This is a genomic window from Streptomyces zingiberis (assembly GCF_012034935.1).
In the GTDB taxonomy this organism is placed as follows: domain Bacteria; phylum Actinomycetota; class Actinomycetes; order Streptomycetales; family Streptomycetaceae; genus Streptomyces; species Streptomyces zingiberis.
Window position 1 is genome coordinate 1 of sequence record NZ_JAATEN010000008.1, and the last position, 19,975, is coordinate 19,975.

Here is a 19,975-nt window from a genome sequence, read left to right on the forward strand (position 1 = left end):
AATCTGTGAGGGCCCTTGGCCCCAGCGTACAGCTGGGGCCAAGGGCCCTTTTTGTTTTGCGGCGCATCGCGCCGGCCCATGCCCGAGGCATGGGAATCAGTCACCATCCGCGGTACCGCAGTCAGGAGTCACGTCGATGTCCAACAACTCGCCAGAGGAGCGCGCAGGGCGGCCGGAGGGCCGGCCGCGGCGGCAGGACGGTGAAGAGCGGCGCGGTGGTTTCCGGCGTGACGAGGGTGACCGCGGACGCCGTGACGACCGGTCGGGTGGTCCGCGTCGGGACGGTGGGCGTGGTGGGTTCGACCGGGGTGGTTTCGCCGGCCGGGACGACCGCGGCGGCCGTGGTGGCGGCTTCGGGGGACGCGAGCGGGACCGTGGACCTCGCCGGGATGACGATCGTGGGTTCCGGCGCGAGGAGCGGCCGTCGTTCCGTCGTGAGGACGACCGGCCGCGTGGCCCGCGCAGGGACGACGACCGGGGCGGTTACCGGCGCGATGACGACCGTGGTGGGTTCCGGCGTGAGAACGACCGGGGCGGCTTCCGCCGTGACGACGACCGTGGTGGGTTCCGCCGTGACGACGACCGGCGCGGCCCCCGGCGGGAGGACGACCGCGGTGGCTTCCGCCGTGACGACGACCGGCGCGGCCCCCGCCGTGACGACGACCGCGGTGGCTTCCGCGGGGAGAGCGCGCGCGGTGGTTTCCGGCGTGACGAGGGTGACCGCGGACGCCGTGACGACCGGTCGGGTGGCCCGCGTCGGGACGGTGGTCGTGGTGGGTTCGACCGGGGTGGTTTCGCCGGCCGGGACGACCGCGGCGGCCGTGGTGGCGGCTTCGGGGGACGCGAGCGGGACCGTGAGCGCGGGGATCAGCGGGACCGTGGCCCCCGGCGCGATGACGACCGTGGTGGCTTCCGGGGCGAGAACCGTGGCTTCCGCCGGGATGACGATCGTGGTGTCCGGCGTGAGGGTGCTTCCGGTGGGCCGCGGCGCGACGATGACCGGCGTGGTTCGGAGCGGGGCGGATTCCGGCGCGAGGAGCGGCCGTCGTTCCGTCGTGAGGACGACCGGCCGCGTGGCCCGCGCAGGGACGACGACCGGGGCGGTTACCGGCGTGATGACGACCGTGGTGGGTTCCGGCGTGAGAACGACCGGGGCGGCTTCCGCCGTGACGACGACCGTGGTGGGTTCCGCCGTGACGACGACCGGCGCGGCCCCCGGAGGGACGACGACCGGGGCGGTTACCGGCGTGACAGCGGGTCCGCGGCGTTCCGGCGGGACGACCGGGACCGCCCGGACGACCGGGCGCGGCGTGAGGGACCGCGGCGGGACGACCGGCACGGGGACGAGCGCGGTGGGTTCCGGGGCCGTGAGGACCGTCCGGGTTTCCGGCGGGACGACGACCGGGGAGGCCGTCGCGACGACCGGGGTGGACGCTCCTACGGCTCCGGGCGGGGGCGGGACGACCGCCGCGACGACCGGGGGCGCGGCGGTTACGGCCGCCGTGACGACCGGGGTGAGCGGGGCCGCCGGGAGGGCGGGTTCGGCGCCGCCCGGCGCGAGGACCGCGAGCCGGTCCAGCGGCTGCCCATTCCCGACGAGGTCACCGGTGAGGAGATCGACAAGGATGTGCGGCAGGACCTGATGAGCCTGCCGAAGACCCTCGCCACGGATGTCGCCCGGAACCTCGTCATGGTGGCCAGGCTGCTGGACGAGGAGGAGCCGGAGCAGGCGTACGGCTACGCGCGGGTCGCGCTGCGGCTCGCCTCCCGGGTCGCCTCCGTCCGGGAAGCCGCCGGTTTCGCGGCGTACGGGGTCGGGAAGTACGCCGAGGCCCTGGCGGAGTTCCGTGCCGCGCGGCGGATGACCGGCTCGGCCCACCTGTGGCCGGTGATGGCGGACTGCGAGCGTGGCCTGGGCCGCCCGGAGCGCGCGCTCGCCATGGCCGGTGAGCCGGAGGTGCAGCGGCTGGACAAGGCGGGCCAGGTCGAGATGCGCCTGGTGGTGGCCGGCGCGCGGCGCGACATGGGACAGCCGGACGCGGCGGTGGTCACCCTGCAGAGCCCCGAGCTGGCCGCGCACTCCGTACAGCCGTGGACGGCGCGTCTGCGGTACGCCTACGCCGACGCCCTGCTCGCCGTGGACCGGGAGAGCGAGGCGCGGGAGTGGTTCGCGCGGGCGCTGGAGGCCGACGCCGGCGGTACGACGGACGCCTCCGACCGGCTCGCGGAGCTCGACGGGGTGGAGTTCGTGGACGCCCTCGACCCGGAGGCGGAGAGCGGGGACGCGCACGAGGCCCGGAAGACGGTCCTGGCCGAGGTGGCCACCGGAGGCGGCGCGGAGGACGGCGCCGAAGCGGCGTCCGCCAGGCGTGAGCCCGCGGAGGACGCCGAGGGCGCGTCCGGGGCCGGTCCCCGGGACACGGCGGACGAGCCCGGCGGGGAGCCCGCGCCTGGTGGTGAGGGCCGGGGCGCGGTCGAGCGGGCCGTGACACCGGCCGCCGCGGAGACAGCCCCGGCGGATGAGCAGGACCCGGCGAGCGGTGAGGCCGATGGCCCGGCCCGGGACGGCGGTGACCCGGAGCCGGCGGAGCGCGGCGAGGCGGAGAACCGGGAGCCCCGGGGGCCCCGGGAGTCCGAGCCCCGGGCGGAGGACACGACGGAAGCGGACGTGTCCGGAGCGGGGCCGTCCGAGGCCGGGAAGGACCCCGGTTCCGCGGGCTGACCGGGCCTGGAACAGGCGATGGGGGGCGGTACCCGGACGGGTACCGCCCCCTTTTGTGTTGTCCTTCGCCCGCTCGCCCGCTCGCCCGCTCGCGGGTGGAGGCGCCCGCTGCGCCGGGGGAGAGCGGCAGGGCGGTGGCGGCCGGCGCCGGGCCGTGGGGCGTCAGTCCTGGCCGACGCTGCGGAGGACCAGGCCCGTGGCGGGTTTCGGGCCGAAGGAGGTGGACTTGCGGGGCATCGTGACGCCCTGCTGGGCGAGTTCCCGCACGATCTCCTCGCGGACCGGCCGCATGAGGACGGCCGTGCCGCCGTGGCGCCGGGCCTGGTCGACGGCGGCCGTGGCGTCGTGCAGGTAGCGGATGTGCCCCGGGTCGTCCGGTACCCGCCAGAGCCGTCCGAGCAGGACCGAGTGGAGCACCGTGGCGTCGAGGGTGCGCCAGGAACGGGGCCGGTCGCCGGGGACCGTGCGGGAGAGCAGGTCCGTGTCGGGACGGTCGACGAGGTGGAAGCCGCCATCGGCCCCGGCGAGGAGGAAGGCGTTGCCGGGCGCGGGTTCCGCGGTGCCGGGCCGCCCCGGTCCGTCCACACCGGCGAGCGCCTTGAGGGCGTGCGGCAGCGGACCGTCCACGCGGCGCACGCGGAAGGCGCCCTGGAGCGCGTCGAGCGCGTCGTGCGGGCGCAGGTGCGGCAGCAGCCGGTGGATGGCGCGGACCCGCAGGGGGTGGCGCGCGGTGTCCACCAGCAGCACCAGCCCGTAATCCCAGGGGCCGGGGGAGGGGTGTTCCGCGCGCAGGCGCAGATAGGTGGCCCAGCGGTGGTGGCCGTCGGCGATGAGGGCCTGGCGGCGGCCGAGGTCGGCGTCGATCTGGGCCAGTTCGGCGGGGTCCGTGACGGCCCACAGCCGGTGATTCTGCCCGTCCTCCGTGGTCGTGGCGAGCAGCGGGGCGCGGAGGACGGCGCGTTCGATGACGCCTGCCGCGCCCGGGAGGGCGGTGGCGCCCTCCGCCCCGTCTCCTCCACCTCCCGCGGGGTCACTCCCGCCCCCCTCGGCTCCGGCCGGCTCGCCGCGGTAACTGAGGAGCAGGGGTTCGAGGTTGGCCGCGGTGGCACGCATCACGGCCGCGCGGTCGGCGACGATCTCCGGCATGACGTCCTCGTGGGGCAGGACGATCCGCTCCTCGGGCGGCGACAGGCGCAGGGCACCGATCAGGCCGCGCTGCACCAGGCCGTCGCCGGACTGTTCGTAGACGTAGAGCGCGGGCTCGGGGTCCGCCCGGAGGACCCCCTCGGAGCGCCAGCGCCGCAGGGTCGCGCCGGCCCGCCGGTGGCGCCCGGCGGGGTCGTCGCCCTGCGGCAGGATGAGCCGGACGATGTTGTGCGGGTCCGCCGTCTCCAGGTGGCGCTGGCCGTCGGGCCGTACCACCACGTCGTACGGGGGCGAGGTGACGGCGGCGATGCTGCCGACCCGCTCCGGCGCGTAGCGCAGGCCACGGAAGGGGAGCAGCCGCAGGCCCTCGCGCGTGAGACCGGGTGTGCTCATTGGTGCATGTTAAGCGGGATCGGACCATGCGCGATGATCGGGGGAGCGATGACGGACGAGGGCGGGAGTGACCATGGGTGAGCACGGCGGGAGCGGTATCCGCACCCGGACCGAGGGGACGCAACGGCCGCTGTGCGCGGAGTACGACACGGCGCTGCTCGACCTCGACGGGGTGGTGTACGCGGGCGGTGAGGCCGTCGCCCACGCGGTGACCTCGCTGGAGTCGGCGCGGGAGGCGGGGCTGCGGCTCGCGTACGTCACCAACAACGCCTCCCGGACACCGGCCGACGTCGCCGCCCATCTGACCCGGCTCGGGGTACCCGCCGAGCCGTCGGAGGTGATCACTTCGGCGCAGGCCGTGGCCAGGCTCGTCGCCGAGCGGGTACCGGCCGGTTCGCGGGTGCTCACGGTCGGCGGCGAAGGGCTGCGGGTGGCCCTGCGCGAGCGGGGGCTGCGCCCGGTGGACTCCGCGGACGAGGACCCGGCGGCCGTCGTCCAGGGGTACGACGCCTCGGTGGGCTGGGAGCACCTGGCGGAGGCCTCGTACGCGGTGGCCCGGGGCGTGCCCTGGTTCGCCTCCAACACGGACCTCACGATCCCCACCGGCCGCGGCCGGGCGCCCGGCAACGGCGCGCTGGTGGAGGTGGTACGGATCGCCACCGGCGCGCGGCCGCAGGTGGCGGGGAAACCGCTGCCGCCCATGCACCGGGAGACCGTGCTGCGGACCGGGGCGCGGCGGCCGCTGGTGGTCGGGGACCGGCTGGACACGGACATCGAGGGCGCGTACGCGGGAGGAGTCGACTCGCTGCTGGTGCTGACGGGGGTGACCGACGCGGCGCAGCTGCTCTCGGCACCGCCCCGGCACCGGCCGACCTACGTCGCCGCCGACCTGCGGGCGCTGCTCACCGCGCAGCCGGGGACCGAGGCCGCCGTCCGGACCGGCTCCGGCCCGGACGGGCACCGCTGCGGCGGCTGGACGGCGCGGGCCGAGGGGGACGAACTGCTGGTGGAAGGGGACGGCGACCCGCTGGACGGGCTGCGCGCGGCCTGCGCGGCGGTCTGGACGGCGGCGGGCGCCGACCCGGCCGGGGGGCGGCTGCGGACGGGGAAGGCGCTGGCCCGGCTCGGGCTCGGCTGAGCGGGGCGGGGGCAACGGGGCCGTGGTGCGGCGGCCTACGGATGGTTCGCCGGGTGCGGGCGGGGCGGTTTGAAGGTCCGCGGGCGCGGGCCGGGCGGCCGGCCGCGGCCCGCCCGCCGGTCACGCCGTGGTGTGAGCGGGCCGGGACGCGCCCGGCCGGCGGCTCGGCGGCCGGGCGGGGGTGGCCGGACGAGGCTCGGGGCGGCCCGAGTGCTGCGGGCACCCCCCGGCCACCCGAACACCCGCGGGTGCCCACCGGGCCGCGGGCACGCCAGGGCTCGGCGGGCGTGCCGGGGCTCAGCGGGTGTGCCGGGGCTCAGAGGAGGGAGCGCAGGCGGAGCAGGTCGCGGAAGCCCGCCTCCAGCTTGACCCGGCCCGTGGCCCAGGCGCGGGCGAAGTGCAGCTCCCCGTCGACCAGCGCGATCAGGTCGTCCGAGGCCATCGCCAGCCGGACCTGGGCCCGCTCGGCCGGTGGCCCCGGCGCCTGGTCCAGATCCTCGACCCGGCCGTCGGCGAGGCGCCCGGTGAAGGTGGTGTCGAGGTCGGTGAGATGGCAGCTCACGGTGCGGTGGAGGGCGGCGGCGCCGCGGACGTCGTCGTCGGCGCGGGCGAGATTCTCCGCCAGCCGCTCCAGCGAGCGGCGGCACTCCTCGGTGGTTCTGGTCATCCCGGCCGACGTTACCCCAGGCCGGCTCACCCCGGAGGCGGCCCGGTCCGGGTAGCGTCGGGGGCATGAACGAGCCGACGCCCGGCACACGGCCGGAAGCCCAGCCCGCCGGTCCTCTCGTCACGGGGCCGGGGACGGGGTACGGGGCGAGCCCGGGGGCCGTGCCGGGGCCCCGCCCGACGCCTCCGCCCCGGGAGGCCGGTGACGGGGAGCCGGCCGGCGGAGGCGGTTCCGGGGGCGCCCCGGCGCACGGCGGTGGTGCGGAGGAGACCGGCGCGCGGGACGGCGGCGGGCACCGTCCCGCCGGGCCGGCGGGCGCCGGGGACGCGGGCTCCGCGGGGCCGTCCGCGGCCGGCGGGACCGTACCCGGGGGAGCCGGCGCGGACCCCGACGCGCCCGCCGGTCCCGCCCCGCTCGGTGTGGACCGGACGGACACGGGGAACGCCGAGGTGGACGCCGCGCTGCGGCGGCTGGCGGACGCCGACCACCTCCCCGGTGACGGCCACATCGAGGTGTACGAGGATGTGCACCGGGCACTGCGGGACGCGCTCACGGCGCTCGACCGGAGCCCCGGCCCGCCGGCGCCCGCCCGCCCGTCCGCGCCCTGACCGCACGGCACCGACCCACCGTCCGACCCACCGTCCGCGCCACCGGCGCGCGGCACCGGCCCACCGACCCACCGACCGCTTCCGTCCCGGCCCCGTCCACCCCGCATGACCCCCAGGAGCTGAACCCCCCGTGGCAGTGTCCCGACGCCGACTCGACGCGGAACTCGTCCGCCGGAAGCTGGCCCGTTCCCGTGAGCACGCCGGCCAGCTGATCGCCGCGGGGCGGGTCACGGTCGGCGGCAGCGTCGCCGCGAAACCGGCGACCCAGGTGGAGACCGGCGCCGCCCTGGTCGTCTCCGCGGACGACGACGATCCGGACTACGTCTCCCGCGGCGGCCACAAACTGGCCGGCGCCCTCGCCGCCTTCACCCCCCTCGGCCTGACGGTGACGGGCCGCCGCGCGCTTGACGCCGGCGCCTCCACCGGCGGCTTCACCGATGTCCTGCTCCGGGCCGGCGCCGCCCACGTGATCGCCGTGGACGTGGGCTACGGGCAGCTCGCCTGGTCGCTGCGGAACGATGAACGGGTCACCGTGCGGGACCGTACGAACGTCCGTGACCTGTCACCCGATCTCCTCGGCGGCCGGCTCGCCGGGCTCGTCGTCGGCGACCTGTCGTTCATCCCGCTCGGAATCGTGCTTCCCGCGCTCGTCCGGTGCGCCGCGCCCGACGCGGACCTGGTGCTGATGGTGAAGCCGCAGTTCGAGGTGGGCCGGGAGCGGCTGGGCAGCGGCGGGGTGGTGCGGAGCCCCGAACTGCGGGCCGAGGCGGTGCGCAAGGTCGCCGGACAGGCGGCGGAACACGGTCTGGGGGTGCTGGGCGTCACCGCGAGCCCGCTGCCCGGGCCGTCCGGAAACGTCGAGTACTTCCTCTGGCTGCGCGCCGGAGCACCCGCACTCGACCCCGCAGAAGTGGACCGAGCAGTGGCGGAGGGGCCGCGTTGACCACAGCACCGACACCGACACCGACACCGATCCCGGGCGAGCCACCGGGGCGGACACCGGAACCCGCACCGGCCGGGACAGCGGCGCGGCCCGCGCCGCGGACGGTCTTCCTGCTCGCGCACACCGGCCGGCCGGCCGCCGTGCGCAGCGCCGAACTGGTGGTCCAGGGGCTGCTGCGGAGCGGGATAGGGGTCCGGGTGCTCGCCGAGGAGGCCGCGGACCTCACCCTGCCGCCGGAGGTGGACCTCGTCGGCGCCGGGGGCGAGGCGGCGGCCGGGGACGAGGATGTCCTCGACGGCTGCGAGCTGCTCATGGTGCTCGGCGGCGACGGGACACTGCTGCGCGGCGCCGAGTTCGCCCGCGCCTCGGGGGTGCCGATGCTCGGCGTCAACCTGGGGCGGGTCGGCTTCCTCGCCGAGGCCGAGCGGGACGACCTCGACAAGGTCGTCGACCGGGTCGTGACGCGGGACTACGAGGTCGAGGAGCGGATGACCCTCGACGTGGTGGTGCGCAACGACGGCCAGGTGGCGCACACCGACTGGGCGCTGAACGAGGCGTCCGTCGAGAAGGCGGCGCGCGAGCGGATGCTGGAGGTGGTCACCGAGGTCGACGGCCGTCCCGTGTCGCGCTTCGGCGGCGACGGCGTGGTGTGCGCGACCCCCACCGGTTCCACCGCGTATGCCTTCTCGGCCGGCGGGCCGGTGGTCTGGCCCGGGGTGGAGGCGCTGCTCATGGTGCCGATCAGCGCCCACGCGCTGTTCGCCAAGCCGCTGGTGACCACGCCGGACGCGGTGCTGGCCGTGGAGGTGCAGCCGGAGACGCCCAACGGGGTGCTCTGGTGTGACGGCCGGCGCACCGTGGAACTCCCCGCCGGGGCGCGCGTGGAGGTGCGGCGCGGCGCCGTGCCGGTGCGGCTGGCCCGGCTGCACCACGCCTCGTTCACCGACCGGCTGGTGGCCAAGTTCGCGCTTCCGGTGGCCGGTTGGCGAGGGGCGCCGCACTGAGCGACCCGGCCGGGGAGGCGCCCCGCCCGCCGCGCGTTTCCCGGCGCGCGGCGGGGATCAATCCGGGTCGCGCGGACCACCCCCAGGGCGGGACTCCCGCCTGTCGCGGGGAGGTACGTCGCGCCGCGCCCGTCGCACCTCGTAAGGTCGTGTCCGTGTTGGAGGAGATGCGGATACGGTCGCTCGGGGTCATCGACGACGCCGTCGTGGAGCTCTCGCCGGGTTTCACCGCGGTCACGGGTGAGACGGGCGCGGGCAAGACGATGGTCGTCACCAGTCTGGGCCTGCTGCTCGGCGGGCGGGCGGACGCGGGCCTGGTGCGGATCGGGGCGAAGTCGGCGGTGGTCGAGGGGCGGATCGCCCTGCCGGACGGCGCCCCCGCCGCCCGGCGCGCCGAGGAGGCGGGCGCCGAACTGGACGACGGCGCCCTGCTGATCAGCCGTACCGTCTCCGCCGAAGGGCGCTCGCGGGCCCACCTCGGCGGCCGCTCGGTACCGGTCGGCCTGCTCGGCGAGCTCGCCTCGGACCTGGTGGCCGTCCACGGCCAGACCGACCAGCAGGGCCTGCTGCGCCCCGCCCGGCAGCGCGAGGCGCTCGACCGCTACGCCGGCGAGGCCGTGTCCGGCCCGCTGGGTGAGTACACCGCCGTCCACCGGCGGCTGCGGTCCGTCACCGCCGAGCTGGACGAGCTGACCACCCGCGCCCGGGAGCGCGCCGAGGAGGCCGACCGGCTCCGGTTCGGGCTGGAGGAGATCGCCGCCGCCGAGCCGCGCCCCGGTGAGGACGCCGAACTCGCCGCCGAGGCCGAACGGCTCGGTCACGCGGAGGCGCTGGCCACCGCCGCCACCGCCGCGCACGGTGCCCTGGCCGGCAACCCGGAGGACCTGGAGGCGGTGGACGCGGCGACCCTGGTGGCCGGCGGCCACCGGGCGCTGGAGGCGGTCCGCGCCCACGACCCGGCGCTGGCCCGGCTCGCCGACCGGCTCGGGGAGATCGCCATCCTCCTCTCCGACGTGGCCGGCGAACTCGCCGGATACGCCGACGACCTCGACGCCGACCCGCTGCGCCTCGCCGCGGTGGAGGAGCGCCGCGCGGCCCTCACCCACCTCGTCCGCAAGTACGGCGCGGCGGAGGGGCCGGCGGGCGCCGGCGATCTCGCGGGTGTCCTCGCCTGGGCCGAGCGGAGCGCGTCCCGCCTCGCCGAACTGGAGGGGGACGACGACCGGATCGGTGAACTGGCCACCGAGCGCGACGCCCTGCGCGCCCGTCTCTCCGAGCTGGCCCAGCGGCTCACCGACGCGCGCACGGAGGCGGCGGGCCGCCTCGCCGGCGCGGTCACCGAGGAGTTGTCCGGGCTGGCCATGCCGCACGCCCGGGTGACCATCGACGTCCGCGTCAGCGAGACGGACGCGCCGGACGGGATCGAGGTGAACGGCCGCTCCGTGGCGTACGGACCCACCGGCGCCGACGAGGTGGAACTGCTGCTTGCCCCGCACCCCGGCGCCCCGGCGCGGCCGATCGCCAAGGGCGCCTCGGGCGGCGAGCTGTCCCGGGTGATGCTCGCCGTGGAAGTGGTCTTCGCCGGTGCCTCCCCGGTTCCGACCTACCTCTTCGACGAGGTGGACGCGGGCGTCGGCGGCAAGGCGGCGGTGGAGATCGGCCACCGGCTGGCCCGGCTGGCGCGGACGGCGCAGGTCGTGGTGGTGACCCACCTCCCGCAGGTCGCCGCCTTCGCCGACCGGCACCTGCTGGTGGAGAAGACCCACGACGGCTCGGTGACGCGCAGCGGTGTGCAGGTGCTGGACGGCGAGGACCGCATCCGGGAGCTGTCCCGGATGCTGGCGGGGCAGGAGGATTCCGAGCTGGCCCGGGCCCATGCCGAGGAGCTCCTGGCCGCCGCCCGGTCCGCGGCCGGCGCCGTGGATTGAGCGACCGGGACCGCCCGGACCGCCCGGAGCGCGCCGACGGCCGGACCGCGTGTGAAGGACCGCGCGGCGCGCACGGATCGGGACGGCCGCGCCGGGCGGGCCGCGCGGGCCGGACGGGTGAACGGGCCCGGCCCGCCCGCGCCGGGAGCGTCCGGGCAACCGGCGCCGCGCGCGGCCACGGGGCCCCGCTCGCCGTTCGGGCCCGCCCGGGCGGCCCGGGCGCGTAGGGTGTCGGGCGTTCAGCGGTGAGGGGAGCGGGCGCATGGTGGTGCCGGACGGCGCGGGGCCGGGACGGGTGCAGGTCCTGTTCGCCGCGGCGGGAGCGGCCCGGGCCGTCGTGGCCGGGATACGCCGCAGGCCGCCGGGCGGTTCCGCGGTCTGGGAGCGGCGCAATCACGCCGGGCGCCCGGTCGACCTGTACGCCGGCCCGGCCGCCGTCCTCGGCACGGCGCTCGCCGCGGCCACCGCCCCCGGGCTGCCCCCGCGGGTGCGCCGGGCCGCCGGTCTGGCGGTGCTCGCGGCCGGCGCCTGCGGGGCGTACGACGACGTGGTGGGACGGAACGACGCACGGCGCGGTGTCCGCGCGCACCTCTCCGCGCTGCGGCGCGGTGAGATCACCTCGGGCGCCGTCCAGCTGCTCGGCACCGGCGCGGCCGGGCTCGCCGCCGGGGTGCTGCTCGGCCGCCGGCCGGTGGACGCGCTGCTGGCCGGCGCCGTCGTCGCGGGCTCGGCCCACGTGGTCGACCTGCTGGACGTACGGCCCGGCCGGGCCGCCAAGGCCGTGCTCGCCGCCGGGGCGCCGGCACTGCTGCGCGGCGGGGCGCCGGGGGCGCTGTGCGCGGCGCCGATGGGCGCCGCCGCGGCCCTCCTCGCGGACGACCTCGATGAGCGGTCCATGCTCGGGGACGCCGGCGCGCACGCGCTCGGCGCCGGGCTCGGGGTGGCGGTGGCGGCCTCCGCCGGGCGGGGCGGGCTCGTGCTCGCCACGGCCCTGCTGCTCGCCGCCGCGGCGGCCGGTGACCGCGTCGGCGACGGCCCGGCCTGGCTCGACCGCCCCGTGCTGCGGGTCTGGGACGCGCTGGGCCGCAGGCCCGCCCCGGTGTCGGTGTACTCGCGCGGCGCGACGCCGGCCCGGGTGACCGGCGGCCGGCGCGTCTGAGGGGCGGCTCCCGGCGCAGTCCCTCGCCCCCGGGCGGCTCTCCGCCCCCCCCGGGGGGCCCCGTCAGGTCGAGGCGCGTACCACCAGCCGGGCCGCGGTGATCACGGGCGCCAGGGGAGCCGCCCGCCCCCCGCCGTCCCCGGCCTCCGGCGCCGTGACCCCGAGGCGGCGCAGCAGCAGCGCGGCCATCACCCGCCCCATCTCCTCGACCTCCTGGCGGACGGTGGTGAGCGGCGGGTCGGACCAGGCGGCGCCCTCCATGTCGTCGTACCCGACGACGGCCACGTCCTGCGGCACCCGCAGGCCCCGGGCGCGCAGGGCCCGCAGCACGCCGGTGGCCATCAGGTCGGAGCCGGCGAAGACGGCGTCCAGATCCGGGCGGCGTTCGAGGAGTTCGGCCATGGCACGCTCGCCGCCCTCGGCGGTGAAGTCGCCCGGCGCCGCCTCTCCGGCGCCGCCGAGCGCGTCCCGGTAGCCCTCCAGGCGGTCGGCCGCCGAGGTCTGGTCGAGCGGTCCGGTGACCGCCACGATCCGCCGCCGCCCGCGGTCCAGCAGATGGCGGACGGCCTGCCGGGCGCCGTCGCGGTTGTCGGTGTCCACATAGAGCAGGTCCGGGTCGCGCTCCGCGCCGGGCCAGCCGGGCCGGCCGCCGAAGACGGCGGGCAGCCCGGACTCGGCGGCCATGGCGGGCAGCGGGTCGTCGTGGTGGAGGGAGAACATCAAGGTGCCGTCGGCGTGGCCGCCGGCGAGGTAGCGCCCGATGCGGCCGTAGTCCGCCTTCCGCTCCACCAGCAGCAGCACCAGCTGGATGTCGTGCGCGGCCAGCTCACGGCTGATGCCGCGGAGCTGCTGGGCGAAGAACGGGTCGGCGAAGACCCGGCGCTCCGGCTCGGCGACGACGACGGCGACCGCGCCGGTCCGCCGGGTCACCAGGGAGCGGGCCGCGCTGTTCGGTATGTACCCCAGATCGGCCACCGCCTGTTCGACCCGGTCACGCAGGGCGGCCCGCACGCCCGCACCGCCGTTGACCACGCGCGACACGGTGGCCCGGGACACTCCGGCGTGCGCGGCGACGGCTTCCAGCGTGGGTCGGGACTCGGCCACCTGCAACTCCTCGTTCGACGGATCGACTTGACGTTACAGCGCGGAATGGGCAGTGTCTTCCGCACAGTTTGAGAGCGCTCTCACGCGATGTTCCCGTGAGCGCTCCGGCTCACTCCCCTTGACCCCCACCATGCGAGGAGAGAACCCCCCATGAGCACGAGGACACGGCTGGCCGCCCTGGCGGCCGGCTTGCTGGCCTGTGCCGCGTTCACGCTTCCCCAGGCGTGGGCCGGCCCGGACGGCACCGGAGAGACGAAGGCCTTGGAGGAGGTCTGGCGCTCCGACTTCGACGGCCCGGCGGGCAGCTTGCCCTCCACCGACGACTGGATCATCGACACCGGCACGGCGTACCCCGGCGGCCCGGACAACTGGGGCACCGGTGAGCGGCAGACGTACACCGACGACCCCGCCAACCTGAGCCTCGACGGCTCGGGCAACCTGCGGATCACACCGCTCAAGGACGGCTCCGGGCGGTGGACCTCCGGCCGGATCGAGACCCGCCGCACCGACTTCGCGGCCCCCGCCGGCGGCACGCTCCGTATCGAGGCGCGCATCCAGATGCCCGACATCAGCGGCGAGGAGGCGCTCGGCTACTGGCCGGCCTTCTGGACGCTGGGCGCCGACTACCGCGGCGACTACTGGAACTGGCCGGGCATCGGCGAGTTCGACATCATGGAGAACGTCAACGGCCTCAACACCGTCTGGGGCGTGCTCCACTGCGGCACCGCCCCGGGCGGTCCCTGCGGCGAGTACGACGGCATCGGCGACTCCACGGCCTGCCCGGGCACCACCTGCCAGGCCGGCTTCCACACCTACGCGCTGGAGCTCGACCGCACCGGTTCCACCGAGGAGCTGCGCTGGTACGTCGACGGGCAGCAGTTCCACTCGATCAGCTCGGACGATCCCCGGATGGATCCGGAGACCTGGGCGAACGCCACCCACCACGGCCACTTCGTGCTGCTCAACCTGGCCATGGGCGGCGCCTTCCCGGACGGGGTCGCGGGTCATGAGACCCCCACCGACGCCACCCGTCCCGGGGTGCCCATGGTCATCGACTACGTCTCCGTCCAGCAGAGCGGGTGAGTTTTGTGATCAGCCGAAGGAAGCTTCTCGGAGGACTGGCCGCCGGAGCGGCCGCCTCCACCGGTGCCGTGCTGCTCTCCGGGCGCACGCCGGCCGGTGCCGCACAGGCGGGCAGGAAGGCCGCCGACGGGCTGCCGCTCACGGTCGTCAACAAGACCGGGGCCTTCGACAACAGTTCGATCCGGCTCTACATCGTCGGCAACGAGGGCGGCCGCCAGGTGCGCGTCACCCCCGACGGCGAGGTCGCCCCGGTCGCCCTCGGCGACAACGGCGCCGGCGGCGCGGCGGATTACGCCATCCCGCTCGCGTCCTCCGGTGACACCCGGCTGACCCTGCCCCGGATGTCCGGACGGATCTACGTCGCCCTCGACGGCGAACTGCCCTTCAAGGTCGTCCAGGACGGCAACGGGGCAGCGGCCCTTCAGTACCCGGCCGGCTGGGTCGACACCGACGCGTCCAGCGACGTGCTGCACGACTGCGCCGAGTTCACGTACAACGACAGCGGCATGTTCTGCAACACGACCATGGTCGACATGTTCAGCGTCCCGCTGAGCATCCGGCTGACCGGGGCGAAGGACCAGACCGCCGGGGAACTGCGGGCGGGCGCCCGGGAGACGGTCTTCGCCGACCTGCGGGAGACCGAGGGCTTCTCCCGGCTCGTCGTCGGCGACAAGCGGGTCATCGCCCCCGGGCACGGCCTGGACGGCGGGCTGTTCGCGGCCGACTACCTGGACGGCGCGGTCGCCGAGGTGTGGGACCACTACACCGGCCGGGACCTGAAGGTCACCACCAACGCGGGCACCTTCACCGGCCGCGTGAGCGGCGACCGGCTCGCGTTCACCGGGCCCGCCGAGGTCTCCTTCGGCCGTCCGTCCACCCGGGACGTGCTCTTCTGCGACGGGGCCCTGGCCGCGCCCAACGACGGCACCACCGGCCCGGTCGCGGCGATCCTGGGCGCCGGGCTGAACCGGTCGGTGCTCCGCAGCCACCCCGAGCAGCCGGTCACCGACCCGGCCGCGTTCTACCAGGAGGCGATCACCAACCACTACGCCCGCGCGCTGCACGAGGTGAGCGCCGACGGCCGGGCCTACGGCTTCGCCTTCGACGACGTCGCCGGCTTCGCCTCGTACATCGAGGACGGGGCGCCGAGCGGGTTCACCCTCACCATCGGGCCCCTCTGACGGACCGCGCACGGGTCCGAGGGCCCCGCGGGTCCGGGCCCGGGTCCGGGAGGAACGAGAACCGGCCCCCGGCGGACGATCAGTCCGCCGGGGGCCGGTTTGCGCGAGTGCCTCACGCGCCGGGGCTCAGGCCCCGTACGCCCCCGAGGCCGTCAGCCGCAGGGCGGTGTCGATCAGCGGGACGTGGCTGAACGCCTGCGGGAAGTTGCCCACCTGGCGCTGGAGCCGCGGGTCCCACTCCTCCGCGAGCAGACCGAGGTCGTTGCGGAGCGCCAGCAGCTTCTCGAACAGCTTCCGCGCCTCGTCGACCCGGCCGATCATCGCCAGGTCGTCGGCGAGCCAGAAGGAGCACGCCAGGAACGCGCCCTCGTCCCCCTCCAGGCCGTCCACGCCCGCGTCCTCGCCCTGCGTGGGGTAGCGGAGCACGAAGCCGTCGGAGGTCGACAGCTCCCGCTGGATCGCCTCGATGGTGCCTATGACCCGCTTGTCGTCCGGCGGCAGGAAGCCCATCTGGGGGATCAGCAGCAGCGAGGCGTCCAGCTCCCGGGAGCCGTAGGACTGGGTGAAGGTGTTCCGCTCCTTGTCGTAACCCTTCTCGCAGACCGCGCGGTGGATCTCGTCCCGCAGGTCCCGCCACCGGTCCAGCGGGCCGTCCACCTCGCCCGACTCGATCAGCTTCACCGTGCGGTCCACGGCGACCCACGCCATCACCTTGGAGTGGACGAAGTGGCGGCGGGGCCCGCGGACCTCCCAGATGCCCTCGTCGGGCTCGTCCCAGTGGTCCTCCAGATAGCTGATCAGCTTGATCTGCAGGAGGCTGGCGTAGTCGTTGCGGGCCAGGCCCGTCATGTGGGCCAGGTGCAGCGCCTCGGTGACCTCGCCGTAGACGTCGAGCTGGAGCTGGCCGGCGGCGCCGTTGCCGACCCGGACCGGCTGCGAGTTCTCGTACCCCGGCAGCCAGGTCAGCTCGGTCTCGCCCAGCTCGCGCTCCCCGGCGATGCCGTACATGATCTGGAGGTTCTCCGGATCGCCGGCGACGGCCCGCAGCAGCCACTCCCGCCAGGCCCGCGCCTCCTCCCGGTACCCGGTGCGCAGCAGCGAGGAGAGGGTGATGGCGGCGTCCCGCAGCCAGGTGAAGCGGTAGTCCCAGTTGCGGCTGCCGCCCACGTCCTCCGGCAGGGAGGTGGTGGGGGCCGCGACGATCCCGCCGGTCGGGCCGTACGTCAGCGCCTTGAGCGTGATCAGCGAGCGCACCACGGCGTCCCGGTACGGGCCGTGGTACGTGCACTGGGCGACCCAGTCGCGCCAGAAGTCCTCGGTGGCCTCCAGCGACTGCTCGGGCTCCGGCAGCGGCGGCGGCGTCTTGTGGGAGGGCTGCCAGCTCACGGTGAACGCGATCCGCTCACCCGGCGCGACGGTGAAGTCCGCGTAGGTGGTGAGGTCCTCGCCGTAGGTCGGCACCTCGGTGTCCAGCCAGACCGAGTCCGGCCCGGCCACGGCGACCGTGCGGTCGTCCACCTTGTGGACCCACGGCACGACCCAGCCGTAGGAGAACCGCATCCGCAGCGCGGAGCGCATCCGCACCCGGCCGCTGACGCCCTCCACGATCCGGATGAGCTGCGGGGCGCCGTCTCGCGGCGGCATGAAGTCGATCACACGGACGGTGCCCCGGGGGGTGTCCCACTCCGACTCCAGGACCAGGGAGTCGCCGCGGTAGCGCCGCCGGTCGGCCGCCGGGGGCTCCGCGTCCTTGGCGTGGGCCGGGCCCAGTCGCCAGAAGCCGTGATCCTCGGTGCCGAGGAGCCCGGCGAAGATGGCATGGGAATCGAAGCGGGGCAGGCACAGCCAGTCTGCTGTCCCGTCCCGGCAGACGAGGGCGGCGGTCTGCATATCGCCGATGAGTGCGTAGTCCTCGATGCGCCCGGCCACGTGCATCTCCAGTCGAACGGCCTGTGGTGCCTCCGTGCACGCGTGCGCGAAGGTCTTGCGGTCAAGGGAACATGTGACGAGCTCTCGTTCCGGTGACGGTCGTGGTGGGTGCCATGCCGGGGCTCGCTGATGTGTCCGAGCAGGATACGACGCGGGGAAGGGAGTTGTGCGCGGGTCCGGGCAAGGTGACTCAGCCGATCGGGTGGGCTACGGCGCGCAGCGGCCCCGTGGCTTGCGCCGGTGGCACGGAGCAGTCCCCCGTGAGCGCTGATACCCTGGTGGCCCGTGGACCGGCGGGCGCGTCCGACCAGGTGGCGCCCCGGTAACCGCAGCGCCGGCGACCCTTACGGAAGGGGCCGATCCGCACCTCACCTCGCGACCACGGGAGCCCCCTCTTGGCCATCGCCGCTAAGCCCACGACGACCAAGCACCTCTTCGTCACCGGGGGTGTCGCCTCCTCGCTCGGCAAGGGACTCACCGCCTCCAGCCTCGGCCGGCTGCTCAAGGCCCGCGGGCTGCGCGTGACCATGCAGAAGCTGGACCCGTATCTCAACGTCGACCCGGGCACGATGAACCCGTTCCAGCACGGTGAGGTCTTCGTCACCAACGACGGCGCGGAGACCGACCTGGACATCGGCCACTACGAGCGCTTCCTCGACGTGGACCTCGACGCCTCGGCCAACATCACCACCGGCCAGATCTACTCCACGGTGATCGCCAAGGAGCGGCGCGGGGAGTACCTGGGCGACACCGTCCAGGTCATCCCGCACATCACCAACGAGATCAAGCACCGCATCCGTCGCATGGCCACCGAGGACGTGGACGTCGTCATCACCGAGGTGGGCGGCACCGTCGGCGACATCGAGTCGCTGCCGTTCCTGGAGGCCGTCCGCCAGGTCCGGCACGAGGTCGGCCGGGACAACGTCTTCGTCGTCCACATCTCGCTGCTGCCGTACATCGGGCCGTCCGGTGAGCTGAAGACCAAGCCGACCCAGCACTCCGTCGCCGCGCTGCGCAACATCGGCATCCAGCCGGACGCCATCGTGCTCCGCGCCGACCGCGACGTCCCGGTCTCCATCAAGCGCAAGATCTCGCTGATGTGCGACGTCGACGAGGACGCCGTGGTGGCCTGCAAGGACGCCCCGTCCATCTACGACATCCCCAAGGTGCTGCACACCGAGGGTCTCGACGCCTACGTGGTGCGCAAGCTGGACCTGCCGTTCCGGGACGTCGACTGGACGGAGTGGGACGACCTCCTCGGCCGGGTCCACCGGCCCGCGCACGAGGTCACCGTGGCCCTCGTCGGCAAGTACATCGACCTGCCCGACGCCTATCTCTCCGTCACCGAGGCGCTGCGCGCCGGCGGCTTCGCCAACAACGCGCGGGTGCGGATCAAGTGGGTCGTCTCCGACGACTGCCGCACCCCGGCCGGCGCGAAGGAGCAGCTCGGCGACGTGGACGCGGTGTGCATCCCCGGCGGCTTCGGCGAGCGCGGGGTGGACGGCAAGGTCGGCGCCATCACCTACGCGCGGGAGCACAAGCTGCCGTTGCTCGGCCTCTGCCTGGGGCTTCAGTGCATCGTGGTGGAGGCCGCGCGCAACCTGGCCGGGGTCGCGGACGCCAACTCCACCGAGTTCGACCCGGCCACCGGGCACCCGGTGATCTCCACCATGGAGGAGCAGCTCGCCATCGTGGAGGGCGCCGGCGACCTCGGCGGCACCATGCGCCTCGGGCTCTACCCCGCCAAGCTGGCGGAGGGCTCCGTGGTCCGCGAGGCCTACGGCGACCAGCCCTACGTCGAGGAGCGCCACCGCCACCGTTACGAGGTCAACAACTCCTACCGGGGCGAGCTGGAGAAGAAGGCCGGACTGGTGTTCTCCGGGACCTCCCCGGACGGCAGGCTGGTGGAGTTCGTCGAGTACCCGCGCGAGGTCCACCCATATCTGGTCGCCACCCAGGCCCACCCGGAGCTGCGCTCCCGCCCGACCCGCCCGCACCCGCTCTTCGCGGGCCTGGTCAAGGCCGTGATCGACGGTCGTGGGACGGCCTGACGCCAGGCGCTACGGTGGCCGGGGGCGCGGCGCGGCCGCCCCCGGGAACGGCGGCGCGGCAGCGCCCGCCACGGGACGCTCGACGGAAGGACGCCGACAGGCCATGGGCACCCCCGACATCCGGGACACCCCGGAGGAGTGGCGGGTCACCGCCACCGAGACCCCTTTCACCGGCAACAAGACCAGCGTCCGCAGGGACGAGGTGGTCATGCCGGGCGGCTCCACCGCCCACCGGGACTACCAGGTGCACCCGGGCTCGGTCGCCGTGCTCGCCCTCGACGACGAGGACCGGGTGCTGGTGCTGCGCCAGTACCGGCACCCGGTCCGGCACCGGCTCTGGGAGATCCCCGCGGGGCTGCTGGACGTGCCCGGGGAGAACCCGCTGCACGCCGCCGAGCGCGAGCTGTACGAGGAGGCCCACGTCAAGGCCGGGGACTGGCGCGTGCTCACCGACATCTACACCTCGCCCGGCGGCTGTGACGAGGCCGTGCGGATCTTCCTCGCCCGGGATCTCTCCGCCGCCGAGGGCGAGCGCTTCGAGACCGCCGAGGAGGAGGCGGACATGGAGCTGGCCCGGGTCGCGCTGCCCGAGCTGGTGCGCGGGGTGCTCGCCGGGGAACTGCACAACACCTGCCTGACGGTGGGGGTACTGGCGCTCACCGCGGCCCGCGCCGCCGACGGCGGCCTGGACGCGCTGCGCCCCGCCGGCGCTCCCTGGCCGGCCCGGCCGTTCTCCTGAGCCGGACGCCGGCCCGGGCCCCGGCGGGGCCGTACGGCCCCTGCGGCCCGTACGCCCCGGCCGCCCCCGCGCCCTCCTCCGCTCCGTCCGTCCCCGCGGTCCCGCCCGTCCCGGCGGACCGGGGACGGCGGGATCACCGCCCGGGGTGAACTACCCTCAGGGTGCCCCTGGTACAGCGGA

Annotated in this window: 13 protein-coding genes and 3 pseudogenes; 12 read left to right on the plus strand and 4 right to left on the minus strand. The window is 75.6% G+C overall.

Annotated features, from left to right (window positions below; genetic code table 11):
* Positions 1-406: 406 nt before the first annotated feature.
* Together HCK00_RS28815 and HCK00_RS12385 are read left to right on the plus strand one after the other, a co-directional pair.
* Positions 407-1,057: pseudogene (locus tag HCK00_RS28815) on the plus strand (DEAD/DEAH box helicase); the annotation flags it as partial.
* Positions 1,058-1,627: 570 nt separating this feature from the next.
* Positions 1,628-2,263: pseudogene (locus HCK00_RS12385) on the plus strand (tetratricopeptide repeat protein); the annotation flags it as partial.
* A 621-nt stretch (positions 2,264-2,884) separates the two neighbouring features.
* Here HCK00_RS12385 and HCK00_RS12390 read toward each other — a convergent pair.
* Positions 2,885-4,261, minus strand: coding sequence for a DUF1015 family protein (locus HCK00_RS12390; RefSeq protein WP_168101930.1), 1,377 nt, complete (start codon positions 4,259-4,261; stop codon positions 2,885-2,887).
* A gap of 73 nt (positions 4,262-4,334) precedes the next feature.
* Here HCK00_RS12390 and HCK00_RS12395 point away from each other — a divergent pair, with 73 nt between their 5' ends.
* Complete coding sequence (locus HCK00_RS12395) at positions 4,335-5,399, plus strand: HAD-IIA family hydrolase (RefSeq protein WP_168101931.1); 1,065 nt, start codon at positions 4,335-4,337, stop codon at positions 5,397-5,399.
* Between the two features lie 316 nt (positions 5,400-5,715).
* Here the strand turns inward: HCK00_RS12395 and HCK00_RS12400 are convergent, their stop codons facing one another.
* On the minus strand, positions 5,716-6,066 hold the full coding sequence (locus HCK00_RS12400) for an SCP2 sterol-binding domain-containing protein (RefSeq protein ID WP_168101932.1): 351 nt from the start codon (positions 6,064-6,066) through the stop codon (positions 5,716-5,718).
* Between the two features lie 389 nt (positions 6,067-6,455).
* Here HCK00_RS12400 and HCK00_RS12405 point away from each other — a divergent pair.
* The 5 genes and pseudogenes from HCK00_RS12405 to HCK00_RS12425 form a co-directional block, all read left to right on the plus strand.
* Positions 6,456-6,674, plus strand: a pseudogene (locus HCK00_RS12405) (hypothetical protein); the annotation flags it as partial.
* A 136-nt stretch (positions 6,675-6,810) separates the two neighbouring features.
* Entirely contained in the window at positions 6,811-7,617 is an 807-nt protein-coding gene (locus tag HCK00_RS12410) for a TlyA family RNA methyltransferase (protein ID WP_168102140.1), read from the plus strand.
* Positions 7,614-8,621 (plus strand): NAD kinase, encoded by a 1,008-nt coding sequence (locus tag HCK00_RS12415; RefSeq protein WP_277348227.1) that lies wholly within the window; start codon positions 7,614-7,616, stop codon positions 8,619-8,621. The genes HCK00_RS12410 and HCK00_RS12415 overlap by 4 nt, the downstream gene beginning before the upstream one ends.
* 167 nt (positions 8,622-8,788) lie before the next feature.
* A complete protein-coding gene (recN, locus tag HCK00_RS12420) occupies positions 8,789-10,549 on the plus strand; it encodes a DNA repair protein RecN (protein ID WP_168102142.1) in 1,761 nt (586 codons plus the stop codon).
* A 262-nt stretch (positions 10,550-10,811) separates the two neighbouring features.
* Positions 10,812-11,708: a hypothetical protein gene (locus HCK00_RS12425; RefSeq protein WP_240965535.1), complete on the plus strand. Its 897-nt coding sequence runs from the start codon at positions 10,812-10,814 to the stop codon at positions 11,706-11,708.
* Positions 11,709-11,771: 63 nt separating this feature from the next.
* Here the strand turns inward: HCK00_RS12425 and HCK00_RS12430 are convergent, their stop codons facing one another.
* Complete coding sequence (locus HCK00_RS12430; protein WP_168101933.1) at positions 11,772-12,812, minus strand: LacI family DNA-binding transcriptional regulator; 1,041 nt, start codon at positions 12,810-12,812, stop codon at positions 11,772-11,774.
* Between the two features lie 150 nt (positions 12,813-12,962).
* Between HCK00_RS12430 and HCK00_RS12435 the strand changes: the two genes are divergently transcribed.
* Together HCK00_RS12435 and HCK00_RS12440 are read left to right on the plus strand one after the other, a co-directional pair.
* On the plus strand, positions 12,963-13,895 hold the full coding sequence (locus HCK00_RS12435; protein ID WP_168101934.1) for a glycoside hydrolase family 16 protein: 933 nt from the start codon (positions 12,963-12,965) through the stop codon (positions 13,893-13,895).
* Between the two features lie 5 nt (positions 13,896-13,900).
* Positions 13,901-15,076: a beta-1,3-glucanase family protein gene (locus HCK00_RS12440; RefSeq protein WP_168101935.1), complete on the plus strand. Its 1,176-nt coding sequence runs from the start codon at positions 13,901-13,903 to the stop codon at positions 15,074-15,076.
* A 126-nt stretch (positions 15,077-15,202) separates the two neighbouring features.
* On the opposite strand, the gene HCK00_RS12445 is transcribed toward HCK00_RS12440, so the two are convergent.
* Complete coding sequence (locus HCK00_RS12445) at positions 15,203-17,011, minus strand: glycoside hydrolase family 15 protein (RefSeq protein ID WP_168101936.1); 1,809 nt, start codon at positions 17,009-17,011, stop codon at positions 15,203-15,205.
* Between the two features lie 395 nt (positions 17,012-17,406).
* Here HCK00_RS12445 and pyrG point away from each other — a divergent pair, with 395 nt between their 5' ends.
* Positions 17,407-19,056, plus strand: a complete 1,650-nt coding sequence (gene pyrG / locus HCK00_RS12450) for a CTP synthase (protein ID WP_168102143.1) — start codon at positions 17,407-17,409, stop codon at positions 19,054-19,056.
* A gap of 103 nt (positions 19,057-19,159) precedes the next feature.
* A complete protein-coding gene (locus tag HCK00_RS12455) occupies positions 19,160-19,795 on the plus strand; it encodes an NUDIX domain-containing protein (RefSeq protein ID WP_168101937.1) in 636 nt (211 codons plus the stop codon).
* The last annotated feature ends 180 nt before the right edge of the window (positions 19,796-19,975 follow it).

Bases quoted from the DNA above. Each gene is read 5' to 3' on its own strand.
- HCK00_RS12390 (WP_168101930.1), bottom strand. From the start codon at position 4,261: ATGAGCACACCCGGTCTCACGCGCGAGGGCCTGCGGCTGCTCCCCTTC.
- HCK00_RS12395 (WP_168101931.1), top strand. From the start codon at position 4,335: ATGGGTGAGCACGGCGGGAGCGGTATCCGCACCCGGACCGAGGGGACG.
- HCK00_RS12400 (WP_168101932.1), bottom strand. From the start codon at position 6,066: ATGACCAGAACCACCGAGGAGTGCCGCCGCTCGCTGGAGCGGCTGGCG.
- recN (WP_168102142.1), top strand. From the start codon at position 8,789: ATGCGGATACGGTCGCTCGGGGTCATCGACGACGCCGTCGTGGAGCTC.
- HCK00_RS12425 (WP_240965535.1), top strand. From the start codon at position 10,812: ATGGTGGTGCCGGACGGCGCGGGGCCGGGACGGGTGCAGGTCCTGTTC.
- HCK00_RS12435 (WP_168101934.1), top strand. From the start codon at position 12,963: ATGAGCACGAGGACACGGCTGGCCGCCCTGGCGGCCGGCTTGCTGGCC.
- HCK00_RS12445 (WP_168101936.1), bottom strand. From the start codon at position 17,011: ATGCACGTGGCCGGGCGCATCGAGGACTACGCACTCATCGGCGATATG.
- HCK00_RS12455 (WP_168101937.1), top strand. From the start codon at position 19,160: ATGGGCACCCCCGACATCCGGGACACCCCGGAGGAGTGGCGGGTCACC.